The 25860-nt window shown below is 72.3% G+C and carries 25 protein-coding genes and 1 tRNA gene; 15 read left to right on the forward strand and 11 right to left on the reverse strand.

All coding sequences use genetic code 11. The features are described from left to right. Positions 1-72: 72 nt before the first annotated feature. On the forward strand, positions 73-1620 hold the full coding sequence (locus IPJ95_02120) for a trypsin-like peptidase domain-containing protein (GenBank protein MBK7922410.1): 1548 nt from the start codon (positions 73-75) through the stop codon (positions 1618-1620). 89 nt (positions 1621-1709) lie between these two features. On the opposite strand, the gene IPJ95_02125 is transcribed toward IPJ95_02120, so the two are convergent. Beyond that, positions 1710-1952 (reverse strand): hypothetical protein, encoded by a 243-nt coding sequence (locus tag IPJ95_02125; GenBank protein ID MBK7922411.1) that lies wholly within the window; start codon positions 1950-1952, stop codon positions 1710-1712. A 35-nt stretch (positions 1953-1987) separates the two neighbouring features. Next, positions 1988-2302 carry a hypothetical protein gene (locus IPJ95_02130; GenBank protein ID MBK7922412.1) on the reverse strand — a complete coding sequence of 105 codons (315 nt, stop codon included), beginning with the start codon at positions 2300-2302 and terminating at the stop codon, positions 1988-1990. Between the two features lie 301 nt (positions 2303-2603). Between IPJ95_02130 and IPJ95_02135 the strand changes: the two genes are divergently transcribed. Continuing rightward, a tRNA-Leu gene (locus tag IPJ95_02135) sits at positions 2604-2685 on the forward strand. Positions 2686-2759: 74 nt separating this feature from the next. Here IPJ95_02135 and IPJ95_02140 read toward each other — a convergent pair. Further along, positions 2760-3395, reverse strand: coding sequence for a hypothetical protein (locus IPJ95_02140; protein ID MBK7922413.1), 636 nt, complete (start codon positions 3393-3395; stop codon positions 2760-2762). Between the two features lie 145 nt (positions 3396-3540). Here IPJ95_02140 and IPJ95_02145 point away from each other — a divergent pair, with 145 nt between their 5' ends. The 4 genes from IPJ95_02145 (at position 3541) to IPJ95_02160 (ending at position 6354) form a co-directional block, all read left to right on the forward strand. Then, the gene (locus IPJ95_02145; GenBank protein ID MBK7922414.1) at positions 3541-4074 is read left to right on the forward strand and encodes an RNA polymerase sigma factor; all 534 of its coding nucleotides are present in this window, start codon (positions 3541-3543) and stop codon (positions 4072-4074) included. 211 nt (positions 4075-4285) lie between these two features. Next, positions 4286-4522 carry an isoamylase early set domain-containing protein gene (locus IPJ95_02150; protein ID MBK7922415.1) on the forward strand — a complete coding sequence of 79 codons (237 nt, stop codon included), beginning with the start codon at positions 4286-4288 and terminating at the stop codon, positions 4520-4522. Between the two features lie 6 nt (positions 4523-4528). Next, entirely contained in the window at positions 4529-5146 is a 618-nt protein-coding gene (locus IPJ95_02155; GenBank protein MBK7922416.1) for a hypothetical protein, read from the forward strand. Beyond that, a complete protein-coding gene (locus IPJ95_02160) occupies positions 5143-6354 on the forward strand; it encodes a glycogen-binding domain-containing protein (GenBank protein MBK7922417.1) in 1212 nt (403 codons plus the stop codon). The genes IPJ95_02155 and IPJ95_02160 overlap by 4 nt, the downstream gene beginning before the upstream one ends. Here IPJ95_02160 and IPJ95_02165 read toward each other — a convergent pair. Next, positions 6351-6740 (reverse strand): response regulator, encoded by a 390-nt coding sequence (locus IPJ95_02165; protein MBK7922418.1) that lies wholly within the window; start codon positions 6738-6740, stop codon positions 6351-6353. The genes IPJ95_02160 and IPJ95_02165 overlap by 4 nt on opposite strands. A gap of 223 nt (positions 6741-6963) precedes the next feature. Here IPJ95_02165 and tig point away from each other — a divergent pair, with 223 nt between their 5' ends. The 6 genes from tig to IPJ95_02195 all read left to right on the forward strand — a co-directional run bounded on the left by tig (position 6964) and on the right by IPJ95_02195 (position 13884). Next, the gene (tig, locus tag IPJ95_02170) at positions 6964-8193 is read left to right on the forward strand and encodes a trigger factor (protein MBK7922419.1); all 1230 of its coding nucleotides are present in this window, start codon (positions 6964-6966) and stop codon (positions 8191-8193) included. Between the two features lie 8 nt (positions 8194-8201). Beyond that, on the forward strand, positions 8202-8810 hold the full coding sequence (clpP, locus tag IPJ95_02175; GenBank protein ID MBK7922420.1) for an ATP-dependent Clp endopeptidase proteolytic subunit ClpP: 609 nt from the start codon (positions 8202-8204) through the stop codon (positions 8808-8810). Between the two features lie 80 nt (positions 8811-8890). After that, positions 8891-10135 (forward strand): ATP-dependent Clp protease ATP-binding subunit ClpX, encoded by a 1245-nt coding sequence (clpX, locus tag IPJ95_02180; GenBank protein MBK7922421.1) that lies wholly within the window; start codon positions 8891-8893, stop codon positions 10133-10135. Positions 10136-10206: 71 nt separating this feature from the next. Continuing rightward, positions 10207-10845, forward strand: coding sequence for a ribosome biogenesis GTP-binding protein YsxC (gene ysxC, locus IPJ95_02185; protein ID MBK7922422.1), 639 nt, complete (start codon positions 10207-10209; stop codon positions 10843-10845). Continuing rightward, positions 10845-11477 carry a hypothetical protein gene (locus IPJ95_02190; GenBank protein ID MBK7922423.1) on the forward strand — a complete coding sequence of 211 codons (633 nt, stop codon included), beginning with the start codon at positions 10845-10847 and terminating at the stop codon, positions 11475-11477. Before ysxC ends, IPJ95_02190 begins: the two co-directional genes overlap by 1 nt. Before the next feature lie 94 nt (positions 11478-11571). Next, complete coding sequence (locus tag IPJ95_02195; GenBank protein ID MBK7922424.1) at positions 11572-13884, forward strand: PAS domain-containing protein; 2313 nt, start codon at positions 11572-11574, stop codon at positions 13882-13884. Here IPJ95_02195 and IPJ95_02200 read toward each other — a convergent pair. After that, positions 13863-15545, reverse strand: coding sequence for a beta-lactamase family protein (locus tag IPJ95_02200; GenBank protein ID MBK7922425.1), 1683 nt, complete (start codon positions 15543-15545; stop codon positions 13863-13865). The genes IPJ95_02195 and IPJ95_02200 overlap by 22 nt on opposite strands. Positions 15546-15785: 240 nt before the next feature. Here IPJ95_02200 and IPJ95_02205 point away from each other — a divergent pair, with 240 nt between their 5' ends. The 3 genes from IPJ95_02205 to IPJ95_02215 all read left to right on the forward strand — a co-directional run bounded on the left by IPJ95_02205 (position 15786) and on the right by IPJ95_02215 (position 20807). Further along, entirely contained in the window at positions 15786-18551 is a 2766-nt protein-coding gene (locus IPJ95_02205) for a TonB-dependent receptor (GenBank protein ID MBK7922426.1), read from the forward strand. 124 nt (positions 18552-18675) lie between these two features. Further along, positions 18676-20112 (forward strand): hypothetical protein, encoded by a 1437-nt coding sequence (locus tag IPJ95_02210; protein MBK7922427.1) that lies wholly within the window; start codon positions 18676-18678, stop codon positions 20110-20112. Between the two features lie 83 nt (positions 20113-20195). Next, complete coding sequence (locus IPJ95_02215; protein ID MBK7922428.1) at positions 20196-20807, forward strand: hypothetical protein; 612 nt, start codon at positions 20196-20198, stop codon at positions 20805-20807. A gap of 3 nt (positions 20808-20810) precedes the next feature. On the opposite strand, the gene IPJ95_02220 is transcribed toward IPJ95_02215, so the two are convergent. From IPJ95_02220 to hisC, 6 genes are read right to left on the reverse strand one after another with little or no spacing between them, the layout of a single operon-like run. Further along, positions 20811-22277, reverse strand: a complete 1467-nt coding sequence (locus IPJ95_02220) for a right-handed parallel beta-helix repeat-containing protein (GenBank protein MBK7922429.1) — start codon at positions 22275-22277, stop codon at positions 20811-20813. Continuing rightward, entirely contained in the window at positions 22274-23029 is a 756-nt protein-coding gene (gene hisF, locus IPJ95_02225; protein MBK7922430.1) for an imidazole glycerol phosphate synthase subunit HisF, read from the reverse strand. The genes IPJ95_02220 and hisF overlap by 4 nt, the downstream gene beginning before the upstream one ends. 4 nt (positions 23030-23033) lie before the next feature. Further along, complete coding sequence (locus IPJ95_02230) at positions 23034-23522, reverse strand: NUDIX domain-containing protein (protein ID MBK7922431.1); 489 nt, start codon at positions 23520-23522, stop codon at positions 23034-23036. Further along, on the reverse strand, positions 23519-24139 hold the full coding sequence (hisH, locus tag IPJ95_02235; GenBank protein MBK7922432.1) for an imidazole glycerol phosphate synthase subunit HisH: 621 nt from the start codon (positions 24137-24139) through the stop codon (positions 23519-23521). The genes IPJ95_02230 and hisH overlap by 4 nt, the downstream gene beginning before the upstream one ends. After that, positions 24136-24726 carry an imidazoleglycerol-phosphate dehydratase HisB gene (gene hisB, locus IPJ95_02240; GenBank protein MBK7922433.1) on the reverse strand — a complete coding sequence of 197 codons (591 nt, stop codon included), beginning with the start codon at positions 24724-24726 and terminating at the stop codon, positions 24136-24138. The genes hisH and hisB overlap by 4 nt, the downstream gene beginning before the upstream one ends. A 38-nt stretch (positions 24727-24764) precedes the next feature. Beyond that, positions 24765-25856 carry a histidinol-phosphate transaminase gene (hisC, locus tag IPJ95_02245; GenBank protein MBK7922434.1) on the reverse strand — a complete coding sequence of 364 codons (1092 nt, stop codon included), beginning with the start codon at positions 25854-25856 and terminating at the stop codon, positions 24765-24767. Positions 25857-25860 lie beyond the last annotated feature (4 nt).

Genomic DNA, 25860 nt, shown 5'->3' on the forward strand with positions numbered 1-25860 from the left:
TGGTGCGACCTGCGCCACCGACCGGGCATCCACAGAGGGTTAGATTCCACCAGCCCTGATTCGGAGATCCCGATGTCGGTTCGCACGCTCAATTGGCTCAAGTTCGGCAGCCTGATCACCCTCGCCTTTGCGCTCGGCCTGCTCTTCGCCGGCCTGCTCGACCTCCCCAGCCGGGGCGTGGCGCAGGAACGGGTCCGGCCCGCCGGCATCCAGACCGCGACCGCTCCCGCCATCCCGCAGGCGCGGGTGCTGACGGAACTCTCCGACGCCTTCGCGGCCGTCTCCGAGCAGGTCCGGCCGAGCGTGGTGTTCATCCGCAGCCAGCGGACCGAGAAGGCGCGCCGCCTGCCGCCGGGCATGGAGCAGTTCTTCCATGGCCAGCCGCGCGGCCCGCAGGTGGAGCGCGGCAGCGGTTCCGGGTTCATCGTCTCGGCGGATGGCTACATCCTGACCAACAACCACGTGGTGGAGGGCGCCGAGAAGGTGACGGTGCGGCTCTTCGACCGGCGTGAGTTCACGGCCAAGGTGATCGGGAGCGACCCGCTGACCGACGTGGCGGTGGTCAAGATCGACGCGCCCCGGCTGACCCCGGCGGCGTTCGGCAACAGCGACAACACCCGCATCGGGGACTGGGTGCTGGCGGTGGGGAACCCGCTCGGCGACCAGTTCACCTTCACGGTGACCAGCGGCATCATCAGCGGCAAGGGCCGCCGGCTCGACGGCCTGGCGCGCTCCCGCGCCGCCATCGGCGACTTCATCCAGACCGACGCGGCGATCAACCCCGGCAACTCGGGCGGGCCGCTGATCAACGTGCGGGGCGAGGTGGTGGGCATCAACAGCGCGATCGCCAGCGAGACCGGCACCTACATGGGGTACGGCTTCGCCATCCCGATCAACCTGGCGCGGGTGGTGATGAACCAGCTGGTGACCAACGGCAAGGTGCAGCGCGCGGCGCTGGGCATCGAGGTCGGCGACGCCACCGAGAACGACGCCGCCTACGTGGGCCTCAAGGAGATCCGGGGCGTGGTGGTGGGCGGCTTCCCCCAGGGGGTGCAGTCGCCGGCCGAGCGCGCGGGCCTGGAACAGGGCGACGTGATCATCAGCATCGACGGCCAGCCGGTGAACTACGTGGCCCAGCTGCAGCAGCTGGTGGGCTTCCGGCACCCCGGTGAGACCGTGAAGGTGGAGGTGGCCCGCAAGGGCGGCATCCGGAAGACCTTCTCCGTGCGCCTGATGGAGCAGACGAGCGACGACTCCGCGGCCGCCGACGAACAGGAGAAGCCCGAGGCGGCGCCGACGGACGAGTCGGTGTCCTTCGACGAGCTCGGCATCTCGGTGCAGGCGCTCACCTCGCAGATCGCGCAGCAGTTCGAGCTCGATCGCGAGACCCGGGGCGTGATCGTCACCGAGGTGGACCCGAACGGCCCGAGCTACGAGCAGCTCTTCACCCCGGCCGACAACGGGCCGGACATCATCACCGCCATCGAGGGCAAGGCCGTCCGCACCGAGGCCGACCTCAAGGGGGCCATCCGCGACGCCGGCAAGGGCGCGATCGTGACCCTCAAGGTGTACAACGTGCGACTGGAGCGGTCCCGCATCATCCGGATCCGGCTGCAGTAGCCCGCCAGGGGGCGGCTGTCCGGACGGCGCGGGAGCTCACGCTCCCGCGCCGTTCGCCATTCCGGTGCCAGCCGGGCACCGCCGGCGCGTCAGCCGGCGACGTGGTCGGCGGCCCCCGTGATGCCCCCCTCCCGGGCGCAGTGGGCACAGCAGTAGAAGGCGCCCGCGGCCTCGATACCATGGCCGATGATCCGGCACTTGCAGCGCCGACAGACCGGCGCCAGGAGATGGATGGCGCACTCGAAGCAGTCGAAGATCAGCGTCTCGCCAGCCGCGGTGAGCAGCTGGAAGGCGCGGTGGTACTCATTGCCACAGTGGTCGCAGCGTGCCATGGGCCACCTCGCGCGGCAGGGCCGGCCGGGTCCGGTCAGGGGTCGACGTGAATCGTCCCGTCGTTGCGCAGGTACAGGTACAATCCCACCCCGGCCACGCCGGCCCCGGCGATGGTCACCAGGCTCTCATCGACCAGCAGGCCGGTGACGATCCCGGCGAGCCCGACGATCATGAGCACCGACCCCTCGCGCCGCCTGCCGCGCGCCACCATCGGCTCGGCTCCCTGCGTCGCGCCCAGGGGCGCGGGCCCCGCCCGGGCAGGGACCACCGCGCCGAGCGCGGCGTAGGTGCCCGCCGTGGGGCGCAGGGATGGGATGGCCTGCGCCTCGACCGCCTGTCCCGTCGCCAACAGTGCTCCCGCGACCGTCGCCACTCGCAGCATCCGTCGCATGGCTCCCCCAGGAACGTGAAGAAGGCGCGAGCCCTCCCCGGAAGGAGAGCGCTCGCGCCTTCGCCCGATGCCGCGCAGTCGCCGCGGCCCGACAAGGCGGCCCGTTTTGGCACGGGCCCGACTCGGGCCAGCATAGCAGCGCCCGGCGACGGGGACCAGTGACCCCTGTCACCCGGCGCGGCGGTGTCGCAACGTCAGGCAGGCCGGCCCGACCGGCCCCGCGGGACGGGAAGCCGGGGGGGCGATATATTGATGCCACGCGAGCGTGGCGGAACTGGCAGACGCGCAGGACTTAGGATCCTGTGGGGAAACCCGTGTGGGTTCGAGTCCCACCGTTCGCACCTGGCAGCAGCGCGGCCACCCGGACTCCGGGTGGCCGCGCGTCGTTCACCCCCCTCGGGGGCACCGCCCCCCGTCAGGTGCTGTCCCCGGGGATCGGGTCGGGCCCCGGCCCCCGCCAGAGGAAGGCGTCGAACCGGGTCGGGACACCACGGCGGACCGGCACACCGCAGAAAGCGTTCGGGCTGAGCGGCGAGCCGGCGGGCGGCTCCACCTCGATGGTGTAGACCCCCGGGCGCAGGCGGCTGGCCTCGTAGCGACCGGCGGCGTTGCTCCGCACCGTGGCCACCACCACACCGTCGCGGCATGCGGGCGGCGGCGGGGGGGGATTCGTGTCGGTCGGAATGGTGTCGGTCGGGATGGTGTCCGTCGGGATGGTGTCGGTCGGGATGGTGTCGGTCGGGATGGTGTCCGTCGGGACGCTGTCCAGGAAGCCCAGCCGGTCCAGCCGAAGCCCGCCGCTCCACAGCATGGTGTCCGGCGGCGTGGAATCCACCGGGAGGTCGCCGACCCGCACCAGCGTCACGGTGGCTCCCGCCACCGGCACCCGGGTGCTGTCCGGGCCATTGCGGACGGTGAAGACCACGCCGCGCAGTGACGCGGTTCCTGCCCCCCCGCTCCCCTGCACCGCCTGCGAGGCGGGTCCGACCCCGTCCGTGGTGCAGGCCGCAACGAGGCCCAGCGCCACCAGGAACTTCCCTCCGGTACGCATGACGGCTCCTGTACGAAACGTGGAATGAACGTGTGCGACCCGCTCCGGGCGTCGTCCGCCGAAGACACCCGGCTGTCACATACGACCTCCTCCTTCCGTCGGGCGTCACATGTGACGACCGGCGGAGCCGATGGGTCTATCCACGATGAGCGCGTCCGATGCCGACCTGGTGCTGCGGGCCAGACAGGGCGACCTGCGCGCCTATGCGGAGCTGGTCGGGCGCCACCGTGGCGGCCTGCAACGGTATGCGCATCACCTGCTCGGGAACCACGAGGAGGCGGAGGAGGCGCTTCAGGATGCCTTGCTCCGGGCGCACCGGGCGCTGGCCCAGTGCGCCCACCCCGACCGCTTCCGGTCGTGGCTGCTGGCCATCCTGATCAACCGGTGCCGGACCCGGCTGGCGCGGCCACGGCCGCTCCCCGCCGATGGCGAAGACGCGCTCGATCGGGTGGCAGCGGTGGACGATGCCGAGGGCTCCGCGTGGCGCGAGGAGATCGCGCGGGCGCTCGCGGCCCTGCCGGCCGACCACCGGGAGGCGTTCCTGCTCAAGCATGTCGAGGAGTTCAGCTATGAGGAGATGGCGGCCCTCACCGGCGCCTCCGTGCCCGCCCTCAAGATGCGGGTGAGCCGGGCCTGCGAACGCCTGCGGCACCTGCTCGCCGGGGCCTACCGTGGCTGACGCCGACCTGCTGGTGGCGGTGGTGCGGACACTCCAGGCGCCCGCGGACCGGGGGGATGCGGGGCTCCACCGCGCGCTGGCGCAGCTGGCGCGCGAGGCGGCTGCCGCGCGGCGGCGCCGGCGCCTGGGCGGACTCGCCGCGGCGCTGGTCCTCGGGACACTGGGCGTGACCCTGTTCCGGGGCGGGGGGCCCCGCCCGGTGCGGTTCGCGATGGCGGCACCCCAGGCCGCGCAGGTGGCGCTGATCGGCGACTTCAACGACTGGGATCCGCGCGCCAACCCGCTGCGCCGGCAGGCCGGCGAGTGGTCGGTCACGCTCCGGCTGCCCCCGGGCCGCTATCGCTACGCCTTCGTGCTCGATGGCCGGCGCTGGGTCGCGGACCCGGAGACCCCGCAGGCCGAGGACGAGTTCGACACCCCGACGTCCGCGATCACCATCAGCCACTGAGCCACGATGCGCCGCCCCCGACTTCGGATCCTGCTGGCCCTCGGGCTCGCCACCCTGACCACTGGCGCGAGCCGGCTCGCCGCCCAGGACGCCCGGCTCGTTGCGCGCCTCCGGCCGGAGATCCGGGTCGCGGTGGATCACCTGGTGGACAGCGCCCGCGCCGCCGGACTGCCCGCGGAACCGCTGGTGCGGAAGGCACTCGAGGGAGAGAGCAAGGGCGCGGACTCGGGCCGCATCGTCGCCGCGGTCCGCACCCTCGCGCGGCTCCTCGGCGACGCGCGGCGGTCCATCGGACCCGGCGCCTCGGAGGCAGACCTCGTGGCGGGGGCTGCCGCGCTGCGCGCCGGGGCGACGTCGGCGCGACTCGCCGCGCTGGCGGCGCTCCGTCCCCGGGAGTCGCTCACCGTCCCGCTCAGCGTGCTCGCCGACCTGCTCACGGCCGGGGTCGAGCCCGAGCGGGCCTGGAGCAACGTGCGCGACATGGCCTCGCGCGCGGCGTCCGACGCCGCCTTCCTCGCGCTGCGGGAGCGGCTGGCCGACGAAGTCCACGCGCCACTCCCGCCACCGGCGGAACGCCCGCCCGCCGGGCTGCCCCGCCCGGCGCCGACCGGTTCGCCCCGATGAGGCGGGGACCGCTGGTCCTGATGCTCGCCCTGACCGGCGGACGGCCGGCGGCCGCGCAGCTCGCCGGTCGGGTGGACGTGGGACTGGGAGGCGCCTCGCTGCCGGGACATGGCCAGGTCTCCCACTGGTCCGTGGCCCCCGCACTGCGGCTCGAGGGGATGCGGCTCCGGTTGGGGCTGTCCGCCGACTACCGGGACTTCGGGCGCCTGGGGCAGGGCGCGACCGGGTCGACCACCGCCTCGTGGTTTCCCACCGGCCCCCGAGCGCTGCGGCTGGAGCTGGCGGGCGCCCTGCGCGCGCAGGGTGGCCGGGGCCTGGCCGACCGCGCGGCCGGCGAGGCGGGGCCGCGGCTGCACCTGGCCCGGGCCGGGCGCGGTTTCTGGCTCGGCGGCTTCGCGGGAGCCGACGCCGAGGGCCCGACGTTTCACTGGGAGGCGGCGTGGTGGCGCCGGTGGGGCGCGTTCTCCCTCCAACTGCTGGGCCGGCAGAGCAGTCAGTCGGTCACGGTGTCCTTGAGCAATCCCATCGACACCCTCACGCCCCTCCCGGACACCCTGCCGCAGCGCCGGAAGGAAAGCCGGATCCTCACCAGCCTTGGGGGTTGGCTCTCGTGGCAGGGGCGGCGCCTGGAGCTGCGGGCGGCGGGCGGAGTGCGGCTCGGCCTGGTCGAGCCGGGCCTGATCCCTCCGATCCCGGGGGACGGGACCCGCCTGGGCACGGCCGGGCAGCGGTCCCGCTCCGAGGGCTGGTGGCAGGCGGAGGCGGCGTACTGGATCACGGACCGGGTGGCCATCGCCAGCACCGTGGGCCGCGAGCCCGGAGACGCCTCCCTGCTGACCCCCGGCGGCGTGTTCCTCCGCATGAGCCTGCGCGCCGCGCTCGGGCGGCGCCCGAGCGAGGCCGTACCCCTCGTCCCGGTGCGCGGGGCCCTGGTCGTGACGCGAGTGAACGCTCGGACCATCGAGTTCGCCCTGCCTCTCGACGGGGTCACCCGGGTGGAGCTGATGGGGGACTTCACGGATTGGCGCCCGGTCCAGCTCGAGGCCGACGGCCGCGGGAGCTGGCGGGTGCGGCTGCCGGTGGAGCCGGGGCTGCACCGGGTGAACGTGCGCTATGACGGGGGGGAGTGGCGGGTGCCCGCGGGCACCCGGGCGGTGCGCGACGAGTTCGGGGAGCTGTCCGGCGAGCTGGTGATCGGGTCGGGCTAGCCGCCGACCGGGCGGAACTCGCCGGTGGCGGCCACGCGCGTCGCGGCGGTGGTCCGGCGGAGCACCGCCAGGCGCACGGCATCCACCACGAGCAGCAGGTCGTCCATCTTGGAGATGAGCGGCACCCCGCGCTGCTCGATCGGCCCGTGGACCCGCGGGTCGCGGGCGGCACCGGTGAGGAAGACCACGCGGTGCGCCAGCGCCGGGGCGAGCTGCATGAGCCGATCGTAGAAGTCGAGCCCGCTGACCTCCGGCATCAGGACATCGCTGACGACGGCATCGGCCACGCCGCCCTCCGCCACGTAGCGGAGGGCGTCGGTGGCCGAGGCGGCTTCCGCCACGGCGAAGCCGGAGCGCTCGAAAAACGCCCGCAGGGCACGGCGCATGGATGGCTCATCGTCAACAAGCAGGACGGTCGTCACAAGTCCTTTTACTGCAATGGTTTAGAAAAGCACTCTTGGCCAGGTGGCGGGCGTGGCCCGGCGCGGATGTGCGGGCAGGCGCCCTGGCCCGCCATTCCTTCATCCCGAGTATCGGCCGGCGGGACATTTCATTTGACCCCCGGGGACGGGCATGGGTAGATTGCCGCCCATGTCGGCCATCTCAATAGTGAAAACCAAGGAAGACGCGGCCTCGAAGTCCCTGCAGATCACGGTGCCGGTGGACCGGATCCAGCAGGAAGAGACCAAGGCCGTCCGTTACTACTCCAAGCAGGCCCGGCTCCCGGGCTTCCGGCAGGGGAAGGCGCCGGAGGCGGTGGTGCGGCGCCGGTTCGGCGACGCCATCCGGCAGACCGTGCTGGAGCAGCTGATCCGGGAGAGCTGGGAGGAGGCGCTCAAGAGCGAGACCCTCAAGCCGATCGCGGAGCCCCACATCCACGACCTCAAGTACGAGGAGGGGCAGCCGCTGGAGTTCGAGTTCCACGTCGAGGTCCGGCCCGACGTGACCCTGGCCAAGGTGGCGGGGTTCACGGTGCAGCGGACCCGGAAGGCGATCTCGGCGGAGGACGTCGAGGAGAAGCTGCGCGACCTGCAGGAGCGGAAGGCCAACTGGCTGCCACTCGAGGGACAGAAGCCGGCGCCCGGCCAGATGGTGCGGATCGAGGTGGCCCCGCTTGACGGCGGCACGCCGGGAGAATCGCAGCCCTACAGCATGGTCCTGGGCGAGGGCCGCGCGATCCCGGACGTCGAGGAGAAGGTGATGCAGCTGCTGCCCGGCGAGACGGTGGACGCCGAGGTGCGCTTCCCGGAGGACTTCCCGGACGAGAGCCGCCGGGGCCAGGCCCGGGCGGTGCGGATCACGCTGCACGACGTGAAGCGGCAGGAGCTGCCGGCGCTGGACGACGCCTTTGCGCGCGAGGTGGGGGACTTCGAGACCCTCGACCTGCTGCGGGCGGCGCTGCGGGCCGACCTGGAGCAGGAGGCGCAGTCGCAGGCGGACGCGGGGCTGCGGCAGGAGCTGCTGCAGCAGATCTTCGCGGCCAACGACGTGCCGGCGCCGGTGTCGCTGGTGAACCGGCTGATCAAGGGCTACATGGAAGCCTACTCCATCCCGGCCGAGCAGTTCGAGACGTTCGGGAAGGAATTCCGGCCGGTCGCGGAGCAGCAGGTCCGGCGGGAGCTGGTGCTCGACAGCGTGGTCGAGGCCCAGGGCCTGGCGGCGACCGAGGCGGACCTCGACGCGCGGGTCCAGCAGCTGGCCGCGGGCCGGAACCTGCCCGCGGGGCAGCTGTACGCGCAGCTGGAGAAGGCGGGCCGGCTGCGTGAGCTGGAGCGGTCCCTCACCGAGGAGAAAGCCTTCGGCTGGCTCCTCCAGCAATCCACCGTGGTTGACGCCTGAGCGAGCGCATGGCCTCCCTGTATCCCCCGTATGTGATCGAGCGGTCCAGCCGCGGCGAGCGGTCGTACGACATCTTCTCGCGGCTGCTGATGGACCGGATCGTGTTCCTGGGCGCGCCGATCAACGATGATGTGGCGAACATCATCATTGCGCAGCTGCTCTTCCTCGAGGCCGACAACCCCGAGCGGGACATCTACCTCTACATCAACTCGCCGGGCGGGGTGGTGTCGAGCGGGCTGGCCATCTACGACACCATGCAGTACCTGAAGGCGCCGGTGAACACCATCTGCATGGGGATGGCGGCGTCGATGGGGTCGTTCCTGCTGGCGGCGGGGGGCAAGGGCAAGCGCAGCGCGCTGCCCCACTCGCGGATCATGATCCACCAGCCCTCGGGCGGGGCGCAGGGCACGGCCTCGGACATCGAAATCCAGGCCCGGGAGATCCTGTACCTGCGCTCCAAGCTGAATGGGCTGTACAGCCTGCACACCGGCCAGCCGATCGAGACGATCGAGCGGGACATGGACCGGGACCGCTTCATGTCGGCCGAGGAGGCGCGGGACTACGGCCTCATCGACAACGTGATCAGCAAGCGCAGCGAGATCCAGCCGGCGAAGTAGCCGCACCTTGACGGGACCCGGGGGGAGGGGCAGAATTCGACCACTCCCCCCGTCACTTGAGACCACCGGCCCGAGGGCGCATGTCGAACGACAAGCACCTCCGCTGTTCGTTCTGCGGCAAGTCGAAGGACTCGGTCCGGAAGTTCATTTCGGGCCCGTCGGTCTATATCTGCAACGAGTGCATCACCCTCTGCAACGAGATCCTGGCGGAGGATGAGGAGCGCGAGGTTGCGGATACGATCACGCAGGTCCCCAGCCCCACCGAGATCAAGAACGTCCTCGACCAGTACGTGATCGGCCAGGAGCGCGCCAAGCGCACCCTGGCCGTGGCCGTCTACAACCACTACAAGCGGATCAACGCGAGCAGCGCCCGGGACTCCGAGGTGGAGCTCGACAAGTCGAACATCCTGCTCATCGGCCCGACCGGCGTGGGCAAGACGCTGCTGGCGCAGACGCTGGCGCGGATGCTCGACGTGCCCTTCACCATCGCCGACGCCACCACGCTCACCGAGGCCGGCTACGTCGGCGAGGACGTGGAGAACATCCTGGTGCGGCTGCTGCAGGCGGGCGAGTTCAACGTCGCCGAGTGCGAGCGGGGCATCGTCTACATCGACGAGATCGACAAGATCGCACGGAAGTCGGAGAACCCGTCGATCACCCGCGACGTCTCCGGCGAGGGGGTGCAGCAGGCGCTGCTCAAGATCCTCGAGGGCACCGTCGCCTCGGTCCCGCCGCAGGGGGGCCGCAAGCACCCGCAGCAGGAATACATCCAGATCAACACCAAGGACATCCTGTTCATCTGCGGCGGCGCCTTCGACGGGCTCGAGAAGATCATCGAGACCCGCACCGGGCGGCAGCAGATCGGGTTCGCCCAGGCGGCCAAGACCGGGCCCGCGTTCGACAAGCTGAACCCGTTCGCCGAGGTGGAACCGGACGACCTGCTGCGCTTCGGCCTGATCCCCGAGCTGGTGGGCCGCCTCCCGGTGACCGTGGCGCTCGAGGCGCTGGACGAGGACGCCCTGATCCGGATCCTGGTGGAGCCCAAGAACGCGCTCACCAAGCAGTACAAGAAGCTCTTCGAGATGGAGAACGTGGGGCTCACCTTCGACCCCGAGGCGCTGCGCGCGGTGGCCCAGAAGGCCCTCAAGCGCGGCACCGGGGCCCGCGGCCTGCGCGCCATCCTCGAGAGCCTGATGACCGACATCATGTTCGACCTCCCGGCCCGGGACGACGTGGTCGAGGTGGTGATCACCAAGGAGTGCGTCACCGAGAGCCACCAGCCGCTGGTGGTCACCGAGCGCGCCCGCCAGAAGCGCGAAGCCTGATCGCCGGCCGGTCCCGGGCGGCGGCCCGGCCGGATGGCCGGCCCCCCGCCCTGGACCGGCCCCCGCCCCCGATGTCCAAGTACCCCCTGCTCATCCCCGCGGCCAAAGAGAGCACCGCCCCGCTCGCCCTGCTGCCGGTGATCTTCGTCGGCAGCTACCCCGACGCGACCGTCCAGCTCCAGCCGCGGCTCCCCGAGATCGCGCTGCTGGGCCGCTCCAACGTGGGCAAGTCGAGCCTCCTCAACGGACTGTTCGGCCGCAAGCTGGCCAAGGTCAGCAACACCCCCGGGCGCACCGCGCTCATCAACGTCTTCCAGCTCCCGACCCTCTACCTGCTCGACCTCCCCGGGTACGGCTTTGCGCGGGTGTCGCACAGCGAGCGCGCCCGCTACCGGAAGCTGGTGCGCGGCCTGGTCGAAAAGCGGAAGACACTGAGCGGCCTGCTCTGGCTGCTCGACATCCGCCATGACCCGAGCGCGGAAGACCGCGAGTACGGGGACCTGGTCGCCGAGCAGGGCCTGCCGATGCTGGTGGCGGTGACCAAGGCGGACAAGCTGCCGTTCGGGCAGCGGCAGCAGCGGCTGGTGGCGCTGTGCCGCGCGCTGGCGCTGCCGGAGGAGCAGGTCCAGCTTACCAGCAGCGAGAGCGGCCTCGGGCTCGACGAGCTGGCGCAGAGCCTGCTCGCGGTGGGCCCCGCCAAGGAGGAGTGATGCGACGACTCATGGTGCGCGCAGCGATCGGCCTGGCCCTGGCGGGCGGCGCGCTGCCCGCCACCGCGCAGAACGTGCCCGGCAGCGACCTGCCGCCGCCGGGCTTCGGCGTGCTCAACCAGGACCAGCTGAGCGTGCGGTTCGCGGCCTCCGACCTCGAGGTCCGCTTCCTGCCGCTCGACGAGCGGATCCTCCGGCTGATCGCCAACGACGGCTACGACGCGCTGCACGGCCTGCTCGCCAGCCGGCGGGGCGCGATCGATTCGGCGGTGCAGCAGGCGGGCGTCGGCGAGCCGGGACTGGCGCTGGTGAGCTTCTTTGCCCTGCGCAACGACGCGCGGTTCGACCCGGAGAACCTCAACCTGGTGTACCACAACCAGCTCTACCGCCCGGTGGGCATGGTGCCGGTGACCGGGAACTTCAGCGGCCGCCAGCTGGCCGTCCGCACCCAGGCCTCGGCCATCTTCGTCTTCGAGCGGCCGATCCCGGTGCTGGAGCCGTTCGACCTCTCCTACGCCGGCACCCAGTCGAGCGTGTGGAACGAGGCGCTGCGGCGGATCGACCGCGCCCGCAGCCAGGTGCTCGCCCGGTGGCAGGCCGTGCAGCGGGATTCTGCCGCGGCGAAGCCGTAGCGGCGGTGGGCGGCAGCAGGATCGGCAGCACGTAGCGGGGGCCCCGTCGTCCCCCTATCCTCCGGAGACTCCAACCCGGACCCGTCCCCGGCCCGTGAAGGCCCAGACCCGCGATTCCCTCCTTGCCTATCTCCCCGCCGCCGTCTGGTGCGCGGGGGCGGTGGTGCTGCTCGCGACCGGGCAGCGGATGGCTCCCGCCCTCGCCCTGGCGATCGGTGCCCTGCTGCTCGGCCTGGCGGGCCGGGAGCGACGCTCCTGGCTGCCACTGGTCCAGCTGTCCGCGGCGGTCCTGGCCCTGCTCCTGGCCCTGTGGCAGCGCCCCCCGGGCTGGGTCATCCCGCTGGCCGGGTTCGTGACCCTCGGCGTGGTCGGTGCGCACCTGGTGCATGGCCGCGCCCGGCTGCGGGCCCTGGATGACGAGCAGCGCGCGCTGCGGCGCCAGGTGGACCGCCGGATCAACGAGATCTTCTCCCTGCAGGAACTCAGCTACGTGCTGGCCGAGTCGTTGCAGAGCGACCGGATCGCCGCGCAGGTGGCCCGGTACGTCCTCCGGTTCCTGAGCGCCGAGGGCGCCGCCGTGCTGTTGTACGACGAGGCCGACGGCACCCTGCGGGTGGCGGCAGCGGACGGCTCGATCGCGGCGTGGGCGGGCCGGCAGGTGACCGACGCGTCGCCGAGCCTGGTGCTGCAGGCCACGATCACGGAGCGGATCGAGGTCACCAATGGCACCGAGCCGCATCCCGTCTACCTGCTCCCGGAGCACCAGGTGGTCACCGGGCTGGCGGCGCCGCTCCGGGCCCACGGCCTCACCATGGGCGTCCTGGCGGTGGCCGACCGGCGACAGGGCACCTTCAGCCCCGAGGACCTCTGGCTCCTCTCCACCGTGGCCACCCACGTGGCGGTGGTGCTGGCCAACAGCCGGTTGTTCGAGATGGTGCGCCAGGCCAAGGAGGAATGGGAAACGGCGTTCAACGCGCTGACCGAGGGGATCGGCGTGCTCGACGCCGGCGGGAAGATCGCCCGGGCCAACCAGGCGCTGGCCCGGCTGCTGCAGGCACCGCCCTCCGCGCTGCTGGGCCAGCCCTTCTGGAGCATGGTGGTCGGCGCGCCCGAGGGGGAGGACGCGCTCATCGGCGCGGCGCGCCGGGGCGAGCGGGTGCCGCCGCTGCAGGTCCGGAGCGCGGGCACCGGCCGGATGCTCCGGCTCACCGCCGCGCCGCTCGCGGAACCGGCGGAGCACGCCGCGGTGGTGGTGCTGGTGGAGGACGTGACGGAGCAGCGGTCGCTGGAGGCCCAGCTGATCCAGAGCGAACGGCTGGCCGCGGTGGGGCAGCTGGTCTCCGGCGTGGCACACGAGCTCAACAACCCGCTCACCTCCATCGCGGGGCTGTCGGAGTTCCTGCAGGAGCGGGCGGGGCTGGCGCGCGCGGACCGGGAGCATCTCGAGGTGATCCACGCCCAGGCGGAGCGGGCGGGGCGCATCGTGCGGAACCTGCTCACCTTTGCGCGGCGCGGGACGCCCGGCGACCAGGTGGTGGACCTCAACGACCTGGTGGCGCGCACTGCGCTCCTCGTGGGCTACGAGCTGCGCATCCGGGGCATCACCCTGCGCGAGGAGCGCGCGGCGGCGCCGCTGCCGGTGCGGGGCAACGCCGATGAGCTGCAGCAGGTGCTGCTCAACCTGGTGAACAACGCGGCCCACGCCGTCCGCGGGCTGCCACCGGGCGAGCCCCGCGAGGTGGCGCTGCTCACGGCGGCGGAGGACGGCCATGCCGTGGTCATGGTGCGCGATTCCGGGGCCGGCGTGCCCGAGGCCCTCGCGGCCCAGATCTTCACCCCCTTCTTCACCACCAAGGAGCCGGGCGAAGGCACGGGGCTCGGCCTCTCCCTCAGCTACCGGATCATCGAATCCCATGGCGGCCGCCTGCGGCACCAGGCGCCGCCCGCGGGACGCCGGGGCGCCGAGTTCAGCTTCCAGCTGCCACTCGCGGCCGCCGTCCCCGACACGGGGCGGGCCGATCCCGCGGCGGGTGGCCGATCGCTGCTCCTGATCGACGGAGATTCGGCGGCCGAGCTGATCGCCCGGGCGCTGTTCGAGCCGGCGGGGTACTCGGTGCACGTGGCGCGCAGCGCCGCGGACGGTGCCGCGCGGCTGGCCGCGGAGCCGTGGGGCGTGGTTCTGCTGGACGGCGCGCTCTCGGCGGACGGCGCGCACCGGCTGGCGGAGGAGTTGCCGGTGGTCGAGGGCCGGCGCGTGCTGGTGGCCACCGGGGACGCCGAGCTCGCTGCGCGCAGCCGCGAACGCGGACACGGCACCCTGCCCCGGCCGTTCCTGCCGCGCGACCTCGTGGCCGCGGCCGGCGACCTGCTCGCCGCCCCCGCGGCTCAGGGCGAGGTGGCGCGGTAGTACGACGTGCCGGACAGGTCGAGCCGGAGCGCCCGGCCGCTGACCAGGTCCAGGAATCGCACCCGCTCGACTCCCAGCCCCTCCGCACCCACCAGGAACGTCCCGCCCGGCCCCGGCACCAGCTCCTCCTCGATGCCCTCCGGCGAGAGCAGCAGGAGCTGGCCGTGCCGCACCACCACGCGGACGTTCGAGTCGTAGGGGACCTGGGCGCGGTAGTGTCCCGCATAGGCCTGCCAGTCCGCCGGGGCGCGACGCGCGGGCGCGGCTGGGCTTCCCACCCGGCGGAACCATCGCGGCCCATGCACCAGCTCGACGATCCGCCCACCCTCCCGCACTCCCCGCAGGGGGTACCGCGACCAGCCTGAATCGGCGGCCAGCAGGCGGTCTGGCCCGCCCCGCAGCAGCCGCACCCGCGCATCACCTTCCCGCAGGAGCAGCCGGGCCCCCTCGCTCCGGACCGCCAGGACTTGGCCGGTGGAATCGGCGTAGTCCCCGGACCACTCGGCGGCCTCGGGGATGGAATCGGCCGGCGCAGCCACGGGCACGGGGGGCGGTGTCTTCCCTCGCCGTGCCGCGATAAGCGCCCGGAGGGCGTACTCGCCCAGGGCGCGCGGCGCCCCCGGGCCGTTCATCAGGAGCACCACGCCCACCCGCTCATCGAGGTCACCGATGAGCATGGCGCGGAACCCCGGCATCCCACCGCTGTGCCAGAGGACCGGATCTCCCTCGATGTCCGTGAGCACGACGCCGTACCCGTAGTAGGAGCCGGGGCCGAGTTCCGGGGCGGGGACGGTTCGCTGGACCAGGCGGGCAAAGCTCTGCGGCTGCAGTAGTCGATGCCCGGCCGGCGCCCCCTGGTCGAGCAGCGCGGCCAGGAAGCGACCGAGGTCGGGGGCGGTGGTCACGAGGTTGGCATCCCCGGCGCTGTACTCACCCCAGGCCGCCGGGACGACGGGCTCCCCGGGCAGCGGGGGGCGGTCGTCGAAGAGGTACTCATACCCGGTCGCGGTAGTGAGCCGGGCTTCCTGGGTGACCCCGGGGTCGGTCCGCGCCAGGCCGAGGGGCGCGAGCACCTGTTCCCGGATCGTCTGGGTAAAGGGGCGGCCCACGACCTCCTCGATGACCAGGCTGAGGAGCTGGTAGCCGATGTTGGAATAGGCGAACCGGGTGCCCGGAGGGGCCGCGACGACCCGGTCGCGGAGCGCGAGGGCGGTGTACGGCGAGGAGGGGAGATCGCTCCGGTCCCGGGGCAGGCCGGCGGTGTGAGTGAGGAGGTGGTGCAAGGTGATCGGGGCGTCCGCGCCGCGGACCCGGAACCAGGACAGGTAATCCGTCACTGGCCGGCGCACATCGAGCAGCCCTTCCTCCTGGAGCTGCAGCAGGGCCACCGCGGTGAACGCCTTGGACACCGACCCGGCCAGAAACCGGGTTCCGGCGGTCACCTCCGCGCCGCTGGCGAGGTCGGCCACCCCGTACGCCCGCACCAGGACCACGTGGCCGTCGGCCACGACGGCCAGCGCCAGGCCCGGCGCCGGTTCGCGGCGCAGGTGCTCCCGAGCGGCGGCGTCGATGTACGGCACGGCCCGGAGGAGGGCGCTGTCAGGGTCGGCCGTGGGTCGCGCGGCCGAGACCAGGAGGAGGACCGGGAACAGGGCACCCATGCCAGAAGTGTAGGCACTCGTCCACAAAGGAAGGAAGTCTCGTCACGTCCGCCGTGACGGAGTCGTGACCCGGAGAGGGGTCTTGGGGGGCACAGGCCGGACCGCCCGCCTGCGCACGTGACATATCCGTTGCGGAACGGTCAGGTCGCCGATACGCGCGCCGGGGAATTTCTGACCCTGAGCACCCCCGGGACGCCGATGGCGGCGAGGCCCGACCCTGACCCCAACGCGCGGCTGACCATGCATCGATCGTTCTCCCGTCCCATCCGCCCGATGTCCTTCGCCATCGTCCTGCTGGTCGCGCTGCACGCCCCCGGACTCGCCGCCCAGAGCGAGGGCCGGATCGTGGGACGCGTGATCGACGCCGCACAGGGAACCCCGATCGCGGGCGCGGTGCTGGAGGTTGTCGGCACGGCGGTGCGGACCCAGACCGCCATCGACGGTCGCTACACCCTTGCGCGGGTGCCGGCCGGAGTCGTTTCGGTCCGGGCCCGGTACATCGGGTACCAGCCCAAGCTGGTGCAGGACATCGTGGTACCCGCCGGGAGCACGGCCCTCCAGGACATCACGCTTGCCGTGCAGGTGGTGGAGCTCGAGGAGCTGGCAGTCACCGCGGCGGCCGAACGCGGCAGCGTCGCCCGGGCCCTGGAGGAGCAGCGGTACGCACCGAACGTGGTGAGTGCGGTCACGCAGGAGCAGATCGCCAAGAGCCCCGACAGCGACGCCGGCCAGGCGGTGCAGCGGGTGAGCGGGGTGACGGTACAGGACGGGAAGTATGTGTTCGTCCGTGGGCTCGGGGAGCGCTACACCACCACCAGCCTGAACGGCGCCCGGGTGCCGAGCCCGGAGCCGGAGAAGAAGATGGTGCCGCTCGACCTCTTCCCCGCCAGCCTGCTGGAAGGGATCACCACCTCCAAGACCTTCACGCCGGATCAGTCCGGGGACTTCAGCGGGGCCTCGGTGAACCTCAAGACCCGGGAGTTTCCCGCCCGGCGCACCTTCACCCTTTCCACCGGCACGGCGGTCAATGACGCCGCGACCGGGAAGACCCTGGCCAAGGCGCCGACCACGGGCCGCGAGTGGCTGGGCTTCGCCGGCGCGGAGCGGGCGCTGCCGCAGGGACTTGCGGCAGCCGGCAACCTCTCGGGCTCGAGCCAGCCCCAGGTCAACCAGTACATCGCGTCGCTGCGGGACGTCTGGAGCGCCCGGCGCGCCGACGGGTCGCCGAACGGCACCTTCGGCCTGGGGCTGGGCGGTGAGGACCCGTTCTTCGGTCAGCGGGTCGGCTACCTGGCTTCCTTCAATTATGGCTACAGCCAGGAGGTCCGGGAGGGAGAGCGGAAGGCGCTGGCCACGACCGGGGGACCGATCAACCAGTATCGTGGAAGTACCGCCAGGAACGGGGTGCTGTGGGGCGGGCTCCTGAATCTGAGCACCCGGCTCGGGGAGACGAGCAAGCTGCAGCTCAACAACACCTACACCCGGTCCGCGGACAACGAGGCCAAGGCCCTGCACGGGGTCAACGAGGAGTTTTCCCAGCTGGGCGAGCTGGCCATCACCCGGCTCAGTTTCACCGAGCGGAGCGTCCGCTCCCACCAGCTCCGGGGCGAGCACCGGTTCGGGGACCGCAGCTTCCTTGACTGGAGCGCCACGGCGGCGCGTACCCGGCGGTACGAGCCGGACCGCTCCGACCTCATCTATCAGGCCTCGGTGCAGCCCGGCACGGGGCATGTCACCCCGACGCAGTGGGCGGATATCCGGCAGTCGGCGGCGCGGACCTTCAGTGACCTGACGGAGAGCAACTACGAGCTGGGCACCAACCTCCTGCGTCACTTCGGGGACAGCCGGTCGCCCTGGTCCGTCAAGGTGGGGGGCAGCGTCCGCCTGACGGACCGGGCCGCGGACAGCCGGGCCTACGACCTCCGGAACTTCAACCTCAGCGCGTCCGAGCTCACCGCTCCGCCCGAGGTGCTGTTCGGCGCGGCCAATGCGCTCGCCGGTCGGCTGCTGATGTCCGCCCGGACCAGCTCGGGGCGGTACACCGCGACGGACCGCGTCTTCGCGGGCTACGTGCAGCTCGAGATCCCGGTGAGCCAGGCCATCACGTTCGTCGGCGGCGGGCGGGTGGAGCGGTGGGCGCTCGACCTCGACGCCATCCGGGCCAACGGCGTGCAGGTGCCGGTGCGGCGCCGGAACACCGACGTGCTCCCGGCCGTGGCCCTGAACATCCGGCTGCGGGAGGACCAGACGTTGCGGCTCTCGGCGACCCAGACCCTGAGCCGCCCCGAATACCGCGAGATGGCGGACGTGACCTCCTTCGACGTGCTCGGTGGCCTCGACATCAACGGCAACCCGGATCTCAAGCGGGCCCTGGTCCAGAACTTCGATGTCCGGTGGGAGTTCTACCCCAGCGTGGGTGAAGTCGTGAGCCTCGGCGTCTTCGCCAAGCGCTTCTCCGACCCGATCGAGCGGGTCACGGTGGCGACGACCGGCGCGCCCCAGCTGAGCTTCGTGAACGCGGAGCGGGCGAACAACTACGGGGTGGAGATCGAGCTGCGGAAGAGCCTGGCCGTCCTCACCCCGGCGCTCCGCAACGTGACCGTCTTTGCCAACACCAGCCTGATCCACTCCCGGATCACCCCGGGGAACAGCAGCATCTCCGCCCTGACCAGCCCCGAGCGGCCGATGGTGGGCCAGGCCGGCTACGTCGTCAACGCCGGGCTGGGCTGGACCGACGGGAGCGGCCGGTGGTCGGCGACAGCGCTGTTCAACGTGGTAGGCCGGCGCATCTCCGAGGCCGGGCAGGAGCCGCTGCCGGACACCTACGAGAGCGCTCGCAAGGTGCTGGATGCCTCGGTTCAGGCGCCCCTGTTCAGCACCCTGACGCTCAAGGTGGACGCCAAGAACCTGCTCAATGAGCCGTACCGGCTCACCCAGGGTGCCGTCGTGCGAGAGGAGTATCACACGGGGCGGGTGTTCGGCGTAGGGCTGACGTGGCGCCCCTGAGTGGCGCGATTGACATGATCGTGACGTTCCCGAGGCGGGACCCTGACCGGACAACGGCTACTTGCCGCCGCACACGGTCCCGTCACGACGGTTGACCAGTACTCATTCCAAGAGAGGGTTCCTGATGATGATCGCCCGTACCCGCCACCTCCTGGTCGCCGGCGGCCTGCTGGCCGCCGCCGCCCTCGGCGCCTGCAGCAACGATGACAACGGTGGTGGCGGCCCGAACCCGACCCCCGGCGAGGCCACGCTGACCGGCAACATCGCCGCGGATCGGTCGCTGTCCGCAGATACCACCTACACGATCAGCGGGTACGTCAAGGTGCAGGCCGGTGCCACCCTGACCATCCCCGCCGGCACGGTGCTGCTGGGCGACACGACGGTCCCCGGGAGCTCGCTCTGGATCCTGCGGGGCGCCAGCATCGAGGCCACCGGTTCCGCATCCCAGCCCATTGTCTTCACCTCGGCGCGGAGCGCCGGCAACCGGGCCCCGGGCGACTGGGGCGGGCTGATCATCATCGGCAACGGCACCATCAACCGGACCGGTGCCACGATCCTCACCGAGGGCGACGCCGCCACCTCCGAGAACTACGCCGGCGGGAGTGACGACGCCGACGACAGCGGCACCCTGCGCTACGTCCGGATCGAGTTTGCCGGGTACGACATCTCCAACGGCGCCGGCCAGGAACTCAATGCGCTGTCGAGTTACGCGGTCGGCCGGGGCACGACCTACGAGTACATCCAGACGATGGCTGGCCTCGACGATTCGTTCGAGTACTGGGGCGGCGCGGTGGACGGGCGCTACCTGATCTCCTATGAGTCGGGCGACGACCATTTCGACTGGAGCGAAGGATACCGTGGCCGGAACCAGTTCATGATCGCACTGCAGTCTGCGCGTCTCGCGCCGCGGCCGGGCGCGGGTGTCCTCTCCTCCGACCCGCGCGGCTTCGAGGGCGACGGCTGCGACCCGGGCGTGAGCGGCTGCACCCTGGGCGCGACCGGCGCCAGCACCCCGTACTCGAATCCGGTCTTCGCCAACTTCACCGTGATCGGGCCGGGCGGACTGGCCGGCTTCCCGGCGGACGGCAACGGGGCGGTCATCCGGCGCGGCAGCGGGGGCTGGTTCGTGAACGGGATCATCGCCCGCTGGCCCGGCATCGGCATCAACATCCGCGACGCCTGGACCGACACCCTGTTCGTCCAGCGCGATTCCCTGCACCTCTCGAACCTGGTGCTGGCGCAGAACGGCTTCAACTACGACACCGTGGGTGGCTCAGGCTTCGGGACGGTCGCCAACTTCCCGGCCGGCCAGATCGGCACCCACCAGGCGTTCGCCGGCACCGTCCTCGCCGACACGCTGCTGGGCCTCAACCTGACCACCGGGAGCCTGGACTGGACTCCGAAGGCCGGCGGACCCGCGGCGGCTGGCGGCGGCACGGTCACGGCGGGCAAGGTGACCGGCTACTTCGGCGGCACCTGGGCCAACACCACCTACATCGGCGCCGGTGATCCCGCGGGTGTGGCGTGGTGGAGTGGCTGGACCGCCTACTACGCGAACTGAGCGCACCGTTCGCTCGGCACGCCCGGCAGGGGCCTCGCACCCGCCGGGCGTTGCCGTGCCGGCCCATCCCGAGGAGAGTGTTCATGCTGTTGACTGTGCCCCGCGGCGCCCTGCTTGCCCTCGCCCTGCTGGCCGGCTGCCAGGACCGCGACGCCCACCCGGGCGGGGCCCCGCCGGCCGGCCCTGGGACGAGCTACACCCCCGACAGTGTCCGCCAGGTCGAACTCAGGCGCTTCCGCGAGGGGCTCGATTCGGTGGCGGAGCTGCAGGGAGGTGCCCCGACCCGTGAAGCGCTGGTCCGCGCCTTCCTCGATGCAGTGGCTGCCCGGGACAGCGCGACCCTGGCCAGCCTGCGTCTGTCACGGGCGGAATTCGCCTGGCTCTACTATCCCACCAACCCGCAGGCGCTCCCCCCGTATGACCTGGATCCCGCGACCTACTGGCTGACCCACCACGCCCAGGATGGCAAGGGTCTGCACAACGTCCTGGAGCGGCTTGGCGGGCGTCCCCTCGAGTTCGTGGGCGAGCGGTGCGAGGGCGAGGCGAGCCGGCAGGGGGAGAACCGGGTCTACGGGCCCTGTCTCGTGCGCCTCCGGACCGGCCACGCCGATACCAGCGAGGGCCGGGTCTTCGGCCTGGTGATCGAGCGCCGGGGACGGTGGAAGTTCGTGAGCTACGCGAACGACCTCGACTGACGCTCAGTACCCCGCGTCCTGGGCGCGGAGGAAGGGCTGCAGCAGCACCCGGCCACGCACCTGGCGCTGGGCCGCGGCCGGGTCCCGGGGGCCCCAGTAGTTCCCGCCGGCCTCGAGTTCCGCGGCATCAATGAGCCAGCGCCGCGCGGAGAGGAACACGTTGCCGCTCACCAGGGTGCTGCTGCCGGCGCCATCCACCACCAGCCCGTCCTGTACCCCGTCGAAGAGGTTACCGCGGATGCGGACGCGGGTGGTGCGCTCGAGCACGATGCCCCGCTCCACCCGGGCGATGGTGTTGTCGTCCACCCGGTAGTCGGTGCTGGGTTCGTCATCGGCCCGGGGCGCGAACAGCCGGATGCCCAGGGCCCCGCCGATGATCGTGTTCTCCGCCAGCGCGTTCTCCCCCCCGTGCTCGATGGCGATGCCCGCGCTCCGGGTGCCGAGGATGAGGTTGCCCCGGACCACGCTGCCGCGCGAGTAGCCGAGCCAGAAGCCGTAGTCGCTCGAGTCGGCCCGGTTCTCGATGAAGCTGTTCCAGGCGCTGAAGGTCGCCTCGAAGGCGTTGTGGTAGGCGTGACTGGCGTCGTTCCGGAGCACCATGTTGCCGATCGAGGGCCCCACCTGCGGCCGCTGGCCGCTCAGGAAGAAGCCGTCGCCGGACCAGGTGAGGTCGTTGTCGGCCACCAGGTTGGAGTCGCTCTGCTCGCGCAGCAGCAGGGCGGCGCTGTCACAGCCCCGGCGGTAGGCCGGGGATTCGCAGCGCACGTTGCGGGAGGCGTTGTTGCGGACGATCGTGTTGCGCGCGGACTTCCACAGGTGGATGCCCCACCCCGAGTTGCCGGACACGTCATTGTCGGCGATCCAGGCCTCGCGGCTCTCGGACAGCCCGATCCCGTTCTGGCTGCCCTGCGCGATCACCCCGGTGACCTGGGCGCGCCGGGTGCGCTTGAGGTAAAGCCCGGCCCCGTAGCTCTCGAAGGTGTCGGGCCGGAAGATGTCCAGCCAGTCGCCCTCGTCGAACCGCTCGGGGGTGGAGCGCAGCGCCTGGGCGCGGGAGCCGGAGAGGTTGATCCCGCTCACCCGGTGCCCCTGCCCCCCCTCGATCCGGATGCCGTAGCGGAAGCCGCGGATGCGCCCGCCGCGCACCGTGATGCTGTCCGCCCCGCGGCTCAGGATGCCGATGCCGGTGAACGCGGCGGGGACGGTGTCGCCGCTCTCGAGCGTGACGCCCGTCAGGTCGATGCGGGTGCCCGAGCCGCTCACCACCAGCACGCCCCGCTCCGTGCGGTCGGGGACACGATAGCGTCCGGGGCAGATCTTCACCTCACCGCTCACCACCGTGCCCGCCTTGTCGAGGCGGACGCAGGGGGCGTAGACCGCGGCGCGGCGGCCGGGCGGCTCCGCGGCCCGGCTGGGGGCCGCGGCGGCCAGCAGGACCGGCCACAGCAGGGCGTTGGACAATCGAATCATGGCCGCACCGGTATGCCGCGCTGGCGGAGGAAGGCGCGCGCCTCCGGCAGGGAGCGGCCCTGGTAGTGGAAGATGGACGCCGCCAGGACGCCGTGCGCCCCGGCGTCGAAGGCCTCGGCGAGGTGCTCCAGGTTCCCGGCGCCGCCGGAGGCGATCACGGGAATCCGGACCGCCGCGGCCGCGGCGCGGAGCAGGTCGAGGTCGTAGCCGCGCTGGGTGCCGTCCCGGTCCATCGAGGTGAGCAGGATCTCGCCCGCCCCCAGCCCCTGCAGCTCGGCCATCCAGGCGAGGCCCTCCAGCGGCGTGGGCTCGCGGCCGCCGGTGACGTGCACCTGCCAGCCGGCGCCCGGCGTGCGCCGGACGTCGACCGCCGCCACCACGCACTGGGACCCGAAGGCCTCCGCGAGGCGACGCACCAGCTGGGGGTCGCGCACGGCCGCGGTGTTCACCGCCACCTTGTCCGCGCCGGCGCGGAGGGCGCGTCCCGCGTCCTCCACCGAGCGGATCCCGCCCCCCACGGTGAACGGGATGAAGATGGTGTCGGCCACCCGGGAGACGATCCCGAGCATGGTCTCCCGCGCCTCGTGGCTGGCGGAGATGTCCAGGAACACCAGCTCGTCGGCGCCCTCGGCGTCGTAGCGGGCGGCCTGCTCCACCGGGTCGCCGGCATCCCGCAACGACTCGAAGTGGACCCCCTTCACCACCCGGCCGTTGGCCACGTCGAGGCAGGGGATGATCCGGCGCGCGAGCATCGGGTCAGCCCCCCACGCGGCCGGGTGGCAGCGCCACCGCGAGCACGTCGTCGAGCGGGCCCGCGGTGCCCCGGGCCAGCAGCACCTGGATGTCCTCGAGGCCGCGGCGCTCGCGCGGCCAGGCCAGCCGGGCCAGCGCTGCCGGCACGGGGAGCCACTCGAAGGCATCGTGCTCGGCGGAGAGCACCACCGGCGCATCGTCGATGAACACGGCGAACACCGGGATGAACCCCACCTCGTCGGTGCTGTGGCGGTAGAACGACTCCACCCGGCTCAGGTTGTAGCAGCGCGCGGGCACCAGCCCGGTCTCCTCCCGGAGTTCCCGGAGCGCCGCCTGCACCGGCGCCTCGCCGGGTTCGATGCTGCCATGCACCACCTCCCACGCGCCGGGACAGCGCCCGCCGGCGCCCCGGCGCAGCGCCAGCGTCTCGAGGCCGGTGACGCCCTCGCGCAGCACGTAGACGTCCACGAAGGCCACCCGGAAGGTGGTCATGGGCGCCACTCGGCGAAGCGCGCCAGCAGCGCGATGCCCATCCGCTGGGACTTCTCGGGGTGGAACTGCGCGCCGACCACGTTGCCCGCCCCGACCAGCGTGGGGAAGGCGCCATCGTACTCCGCGGTGGCCAGGGCGACGCCGGGGGGCAGGTCGGCGGGATGGTAGGAGTGCACGTGGTAGAAGAACTGCATCTCGCCGTGGAAGAGGCCGGCGAGCATGGCGTGCCGCTCCCCGTCGGGGGTGAGCCGCACCCCGGCCCAGCCCACGTGGGGCACCGGCAGCGCGGTGGTGAAGCGCCGCACCGTTCCCGGCAGGAGGCCGAGGCCCGCGACCCCGGGGGCCTCCTCGCTCGCGGCGAAGAAGAGCTGCTGGCCAAGGCAGATGCCCATGACCGGCCGGCCGGCGCGCGCCACCTCCTGCACCGCCGCGCCGAGTCCCGAGCGGGCGAGGTTCGGGACGGCCTGCCCGAAGTTGCCGACCCCGGGCATGAGGACGCGGTCGGCGCGGCGGACCTGGTCGGGGTCGGCGGTGAGGGTGGCCGCGTGACCGCCGGCCTCGACCGCCCGGACCACGCTGCGCAGGTTGTTCACCCCGTAGTCCACCACGGCGATCACAGGGCGCCCTTGGTGCTGGGGACCCCATCGACGCGGGGGTCGCGGCTGGTGGCGTGGTCGAGCGCGCGGGCAAAGGCCTTGAACGCGGCCTCGACGATGTGGTGGGGGTTCTCGCCGCGGAGCAGGTCCAGGTGCACGGTGAGCCCGGCGTTGAGGACCAGCGCCCGGAAGAATTCCGGGGTCAGGAAGACGTCGTAGTCGCCCAGCATCTGCCACCTGGCGATCTCGACGTGGTAGGCGAGGTAGGGCCGCCCCGAGACGTCCACCACCGCGCGCACCAGCGCCTCGTCGAGCGGCACCGTGGCGTCGGCGTAGCGCCGGATGCCGGCGCGATCGCCGAGGGCCTTGGCGATGGCCTGGCCGAGCACGATGCCGGTGTCCTCGACCGTGTGGTGGCCATCGACATGGAGGTCACCGGTGCATTCCACCTCGAGGTCGAGCAGGGCGTGGCGGCCCAGCGCGTCGAGCATGTGGTCGAAGAAGCCGATGCCGGTGCGGGCGCTGACGCGCCCGGTGCCGTCGAGGTCGACGCGCACCCGGATCCGGGTTTCCTTGGTGTCGCGGGTGACTTCCGCCGTCCTGGTCATCGTGGCCCGTCCCGTCGCAAGACCTGCATGCCTGCCGCCTAGCCGCCGAGGATCACCTGCAGCGCCGCGAGCACCGCGTCCATGTCCTCCGGCGTGCCGATGGACACCCGCAGGCACTCCGCCAGCCCCGCCCCGCCGGAGACATCCCGGATGAGGATGCCATGGTCCTCCACCAGGCGCCGGAACACCTCCCGCGCCGGCACCCGCTCGCAGCGGAACAGCACGAAGTTGGCCGCGCTCGGGAACATGGTGACGCCGGGCAGCGCCGCCAGCCGCGGCTGGAAGCGCTCCCGCTCGGCGATCACCGCCCGGGTGCGCGCGGCAAACTCGTCCTCGTGCGCCAGGGCCACCGCCGCCGCCGCCAGCGTGATGGCGTTGACGTTGTAGGGCAGCTTGGCCTTGGCGATCTCACGGGCCACCGCCGGGTGGGCCAGCGCATAGCCGAAGCGCAGCCCCGCCAGGCCGAACGCCTTGGAGAAGGTGCGCAGCACCACCACCCGCGGCGACTGCCGCAGCAGCGGGATGGCGCTCGGCCCGCCGAACTCCTGGTAGGCCTCGTCGCAGACCACGAGCGCGCCCGTCCCCGCCAGGATCTGCTCCACGGCGCCCGACGGCAGCGCGGACCCGGTGGGGTTGTTGGGCGAGTTGAGCACCACCACCCGGGCCCGTTCCTCCCGCGCGGCGGCGATGAGCGCGTCCACGTCGTAGCCGAAGCCGGGCCCGAGGGCCACCGGCACGTAGCGCCCGCCGGCCACCCCGGTGAGCAGCCGGTAGAGCGCGAAGGTCGGGGCGGGCGCCACCACGGCGTCGCCCTCGCCCACGCTCACCGCGAGGGTGGCCTGGATCACCTCGTTGGAGCCGTTCCCCACCAGCACCCCGGCGGGATCCCAGCCGTGCCGGGCCGCGATGGCGCCCGCCAGCTCCATGGGCGCAAAGTCGGGGTAGCGGTGCCACGGGGCGGCGGCGGCCCGCGCCAGCACCTCCGCCTTGAGGTGCGGGGGCAGGTCGGCGGGCGCCTCGTTCTGGTTGAGCTTGCGGGCGGTGACCGGCGCCTCGAGCGTGTACGCCGCGAGGGCGCGCACCGACGGCTTGAGCAGGCCCAGCGCGGGCGCGGGATCGGGCAGCGTCACGGGC

The organism is Gemmatimonadota bacterium (assembly GCA_016713785.1).
Lineage (GTDB): Bacteria > Gemmatimonadota > Gemmatimonadetes > Gemmatimonadales > GWC2-71-9 > JADJOM01.